Source organism: Phycisphaerae bacterium, from assembly GCA_035384605.1.
Classification (GTDB): Bacteria; Planctomycetota; Phycisphaerae; order UBA1845; family PWPN01; genus JAUCQB01.
Genome location: DAOOIV010000197.1, coordinates 1 through 4,753 on the forward strand (window position 1 = coordinate 1; position 4,753 = coordinate 4,753).

3 protein-coding genes are annotated in these 4,753 nt (G+C 63.6%); all 3 read left to right on the plus strand.

Annotated elements, in window-relative coordinates; all coding sequences use genetic code 11:
• The first annotated feature begins 999 nt into the window (after positions 1-999).
• Positions 1,000-2,013 carry a hypothetical protein gene (locus PLL20_21545; GenBank protein ID HPD32584.1) on the plus strand — a complete coding sequence of 338 codons (1,014 nt, stop codon included), beginning with the start codon at positions 1,000-1,002 and terminating at the stop codon, positions 2,011-2,013.
• The gene (locus PLL20_21550) at positions 2,010-4,019 is read left to right on the plus strand and encodes a type II secretion system protein GspK (GenBank protein ID HPD32585.1); all 2,010 of its coding nucleotides are present in this window, start codon (positions 2,010-2,012) and stop codon (positions 4,017-4,019) included. Before PLL20_21545 ends, PLL20_21550 begins: the two co-directional genes overlap by 4 nt.
• On the plus strand, positions 4,006-4,753 hold a 748-nt coding region (gene pilM / locus PLL20_21555), incomplete at its 3' end, for a pilus assembly protein PilM (protein HPD32586.1). The genes PLL20_21550 and pilM, both read left to right, overlap by 14 nt.

A 4,753-nucleotide genomic window follows, 5' to 3' on the forward strand; every position in this document is an offset into this window, starting at 1 on the left:
GGCCTCGATCCGATGGGTGGCGGCGGGGGTGGCGGCGGCGGGGGTGCCGGTGGCGGCGGTGGTGGTGGGGGCGGTGGTGCCGGTGGTGGCGGAGGAGCCGGCGATGGCGGGGCTTTGCCTGGCGGATTGAGCCAGTCGGAACTGGCCGCGCTCCTCAAAACGCTTCTCGAGATGTCGGAGTCGGGGAGTTTTGATCCGCGGATGCTGACCCAGTTGCCGGATGAAGAGTTCATGGCCCTGGCCGAAATCCTGGAGACGATTGGCATCGGTCGAGGCAACATGTCGCAGCTTAAGGACATGTACCAGGCCACGGCCGGCGGCCGGCCCGGTCTGAGCCGCGTGGGCGAAGCTCAGAGAGGTTTTGGGCGAGCGGGCGGTCGCAGCGGTCGCGGTGGTGGAGGGACGGCAGAAGGCGGGAACCGTGGCGGGGGCGACCAGGCCTCGGCAGGTCAGGGTCCTCCCGGCGGCGGGCCTCCCGGCAATGTGGGTGACCGGCCAGGCAGGCCCGGTGCCGGTGGAAGGGGCGAAACGGGCGGTGGTCAACCGGGATTCGGCGATCGCAGGCCGGGCGGCGGATCCAGGCCGCCTGGCGGGGTCGATCGACCCTCGGGCCCTGGTGGGCGACAAGACTCGCCGGGGCGGCCGGGTGGCTCGGGTAGAGGAAACAACCCGCGAAACCGCGGCGACAGGAACAGTACGCCCGGTGCTCCGACGCCACGGGACGTTGATCAGCCCTATCCCAGCGTCGGACACTAGGCTCGCAGACGGCAGGCGCGGGGGAGAAGACGGCAAGTTGCTGATGGCGGATATGGATGGGAGATCGCGGAGTGCATTGGGGACCTGCGACTGCAGATTTGAAATTGAAGATTTCAAACCTCGAATTTGAGATTTGACATTTCAAATCCGGGGTTTGAGGTTGCAGGCGTCGGATTCGCGATTTGCGGTTGCAGATACGAGATCTGATGTCCTGAACGCGAGATGGCGGGACGGATGAGCGCGATGTTCGACATCACGAACCGAATACTTCGAGCAAAGGCCGTTGCTCGTGTTTCGGGCTGCGCCGGCGTGGGTCTGTGTACAGCCGGACGGTCGATTAACGCTCGTCCGGCGCGGGCCGCACGCCGCCGAGGCGTCACCTTGCTGGAGGTCCTGTTGTCCCTGACGCTGATCGTCCTGATGATGTCCGGCATTTTCGGTTTCTACAACACCGTCCTGCGGGTGCGGCAGGAAGGCTCGGTTCTGGCCCAGGATGTTCTGCTTACCCGGGCGATTCTCGATCGGATCGCCGACGAGATTCGTCATGCCACGGACATCGTTCCGGGCGACGGAATCGGTTTCCGGGGCGACCGGAACAGTATTACCATCGTGCGCCACCGGATGACGGAGAATTACTCCTACATCGAGTATGATGACACGGCGATCGCGAACCTCCCGCCGCCCCAACTCGATCTGATCCGCATCAAGTATGAGTTGCGCGAAGATCCCGACGAGGTCGACGATGAGGATGGTCTGCCGATTGTCTATGGCCTGTTTCGCTCGGAGCAGAAGGTCTTTGACCCGAACCCGGAAGTCATCGTCGACCTGGACACCGATCTTGGCGAGGCGCAAAAGGACGAAGACCTGCCCATGGACGTTCCCCCGGTGACGACGGAACTGTACGCTCCCGAGATCAAGTACCTGCGATTTCAGTACTTCGACGGGATGCAGTGGCTCGACCAATGGCAGACGGTGGATGAGTTCGGCGGCATCGACATGGGCAAGGCGGCCGCGACCGGAAAGGCAAGCTATGCCCTGCCCCAGGCGGTGATGATCACCATCGGGCGGGTCCGGGCCACCCGGGAGGAACTCGAACTGACCAAGCAGGGGTCCGAGGAGGAAGAGGAGGACGAGATTCATCACCCGGACCGGTTCACCATTGTGGTTCACGTGCTTCAGTCGGATCCGTCGCTGATCACCTCGCGCAAGTTCGGCGTGGCGGACCAGCTCGGCCGCTCGTCGGAGGGCCTGGAATGATGCGACGTCGCGGCATCGTGCTCATTGTCGTGTTGGCGATCATCGCCGTGCTCGGCGTGCTGGCCGGCACGTTCGCCTTCCGCATGAACGCCGAGTTGGCGGCGGTGAAGGCGTCGCAGGACCTGCAACAGGCCCGGCTGGCGGCCCGCTCGGGCATCGATCGGATGATCCACGTTTTGCGCACCGGCCGGACCAACGTGGACGTGTGGTACGACAACCCGGATGATTTCCGGCGTGTGCCCGTTTGGGTCGAAGGTGACGAGACGCTATCGGCCAGTCCGTGGGAGAAGGATGCTGTGCCCGGCGTGGCTGCCTGGCGCTACAGCATCGTCTCTTATCGCGACACCGGACCCGGCGCCCAGGACGTCAAGATGCGCTATGGCCTCACTGATGAGGCCGGCAAGATCAATATTGCCAATCTGGCAAACAAAGCGCTGCGGGCCCAGGTCCTGAGCCTCCTCGACCAGTTGCAGGAGCAGGTCCGGCGTGACAACCTGCTTCCGGAAATGCTCGCTGATTCGCTGATCGACTGGCAGGATCCGGATGACACGCCCATCTCCAGCAACGGGGCCGAAAGCGAGTACTATTATACTCATCGCAGCCCGCGCTACCGGGCCAAGAATCGCCCGCTGCAGTCGATCGACGAGTTGCTCATGATTCGCGGCTTCGACGGGTTGGTCCTCTACGGCGAGGATGCCAATCGCAACGGCTACCTGGATGCCAACGAGGACGACGGGGGCAACGAGATCGACATTTTTCCCCCCGACAACGGCGACGGCAAGCTTTATCGCGGTCTGCTGCCCTACATCACCGTCTTCTCGTGGGACTGGAACACCGCCACCGACAACAAGCCGAAGATCCCGCTCAATTCGGTCTCGACGCAAATGCTCGAACAGCCGCAGTTCCAGTACCTGACGCTCGAGATTCGCCCCGAGATCATCGAGTTCATTGCCGAGGCGAGACAGCGAGGCTACCAGTTCCGATCGGTCGGAGAACTCCTGGGCCTGGAGGTATATGAGAACGGCAAGTCCAACTACACAAAGGCCTGGAGGGAGTATGACGAGCTCATCGACTACCTGAACGAAGATCGCAAAGATACGGGCGAAGGCGAGGGTGAGGGGGAAGGCGAGGGCGAAGGTCAAGGCGGGGGAGGCAATGAGAACGCTGACCGCGGCGGGGGTGCCCCGGGGGGCAACGGACAGGGTGACGGCGGGGGTCCGGGCAAGAGCGATCGTCGCCGACAGAGTGCCCGGCCCGACAGGGGTGATGGGTCGAGCGCGGAGGACGATGATGGCACCGGCGGCGAACCGACCGCCGGCAATCAAGACCGCCGGGGCGATCGAGGTCGAGGCGGGGATCGGCGTTCAGGAGATCGGGTGTCCGGCGGCGAGAATGAGAATGACGATCGCAACGGCCGACCGGACAGGCCCAGAACCTGGAGCGAGCAGCAACGGGACCGAAGCGAGCGACGACGGAATCGAGGGCCTCAGGCTTCGATGCCCGGTGACCAGGATGAAGATGAGCTGGTCGGCACTCCGCTACCCAACCCCATCACCGCCGCGGACATGATTGCGATTTGCGATCGTTTCACGGTGGAGACGGCGCCGGTCATTCCGGGCCTAATCAACGTCAACACGGCCTCGGTGATCGTGCTACAGACGATTCCGGGGCTTTCACCTGAGCAGGCCGCCGCCATCGTTGCTCAGCGGGAGCAGATCAGCGGCGATCAGAAGACGAGCATCGGCTGGCTGGTTGCCAACGGGGTGTTGGATGCCGAGACATTTGCGCTCGTTTCCAATATGCTGACCACGCGATCGATCCAGTTCAGCGCGGATGTGATCGGCTTCGCGGACCACACCGGGACGTTCAAGCGGTTCGAGGTGGTGGTCGAGATGCGCGGGCACCTGGCCCAGATCGTGTATTTCAGGGACATCAGTTCGCTGGGGGCCGGCTACCCGGTATGGAACGACAAGCAAGGCGAAGGATTGTCTTATGACGATCTTTGATCGACCGGTGTTATGTATCGATTGGGACGAACGCTCGCTTCGGGTGATCGAAGCGGCGTTTTCGCGGTCGGGCGTGCGCTTGCGCAAGGCGGTCCACGTGCCGTTGGGGCCCGGCGTCAATGCCCGGGATCCCGCTTCGATGGGCGATTTCCTGAATCGAACCCTGCGTGAGCATCGTATTCGGGCCAAGCAGGTTCTGATCGACGTGCCCCGCCAGGACGTGATTCTCAACCTGATTACCCTGCCGAAGGGCACCCGCGATGAACTGGCGGCCATGGTTCACGTCCAGATCGCCAAGGAACTGCCCTTCAGCAAGGATCAGGCGGCGATCGATTTCGCGGTCGTTCCGGGCAACGGCGGTACGAGCTGTGATGTGTGGGTCGCGGCAGTTCGAGCCCACGTGATCGAGTACTACCAGCAGACGCTCGAAGCCGCGGGCCTGACCGCCGAGCGCATCGGTCTTCGCTCCTCCGCCAGCCAGGCTGCGGTCATCGAGGGCGGTGACGTCGCGGGCCGGACGGTGCTGGTGGACATCGGCCCATCGATGACCGAGATCTGCGTGATACGCGATGGCCGTCTGGTTTACTCGCGAGCCGCGTCCGTGACGGTCATGGCAGAGCCCGCTTACCCGGAGGAACGGCAGCATCCGCCGGAGCAAACCATTCCGCCGGCCGACGACTTTCTGCCGAAGCAGGGCCCGCTGGACGCGCTGCTGATCGAGGTCAGTCGCACCA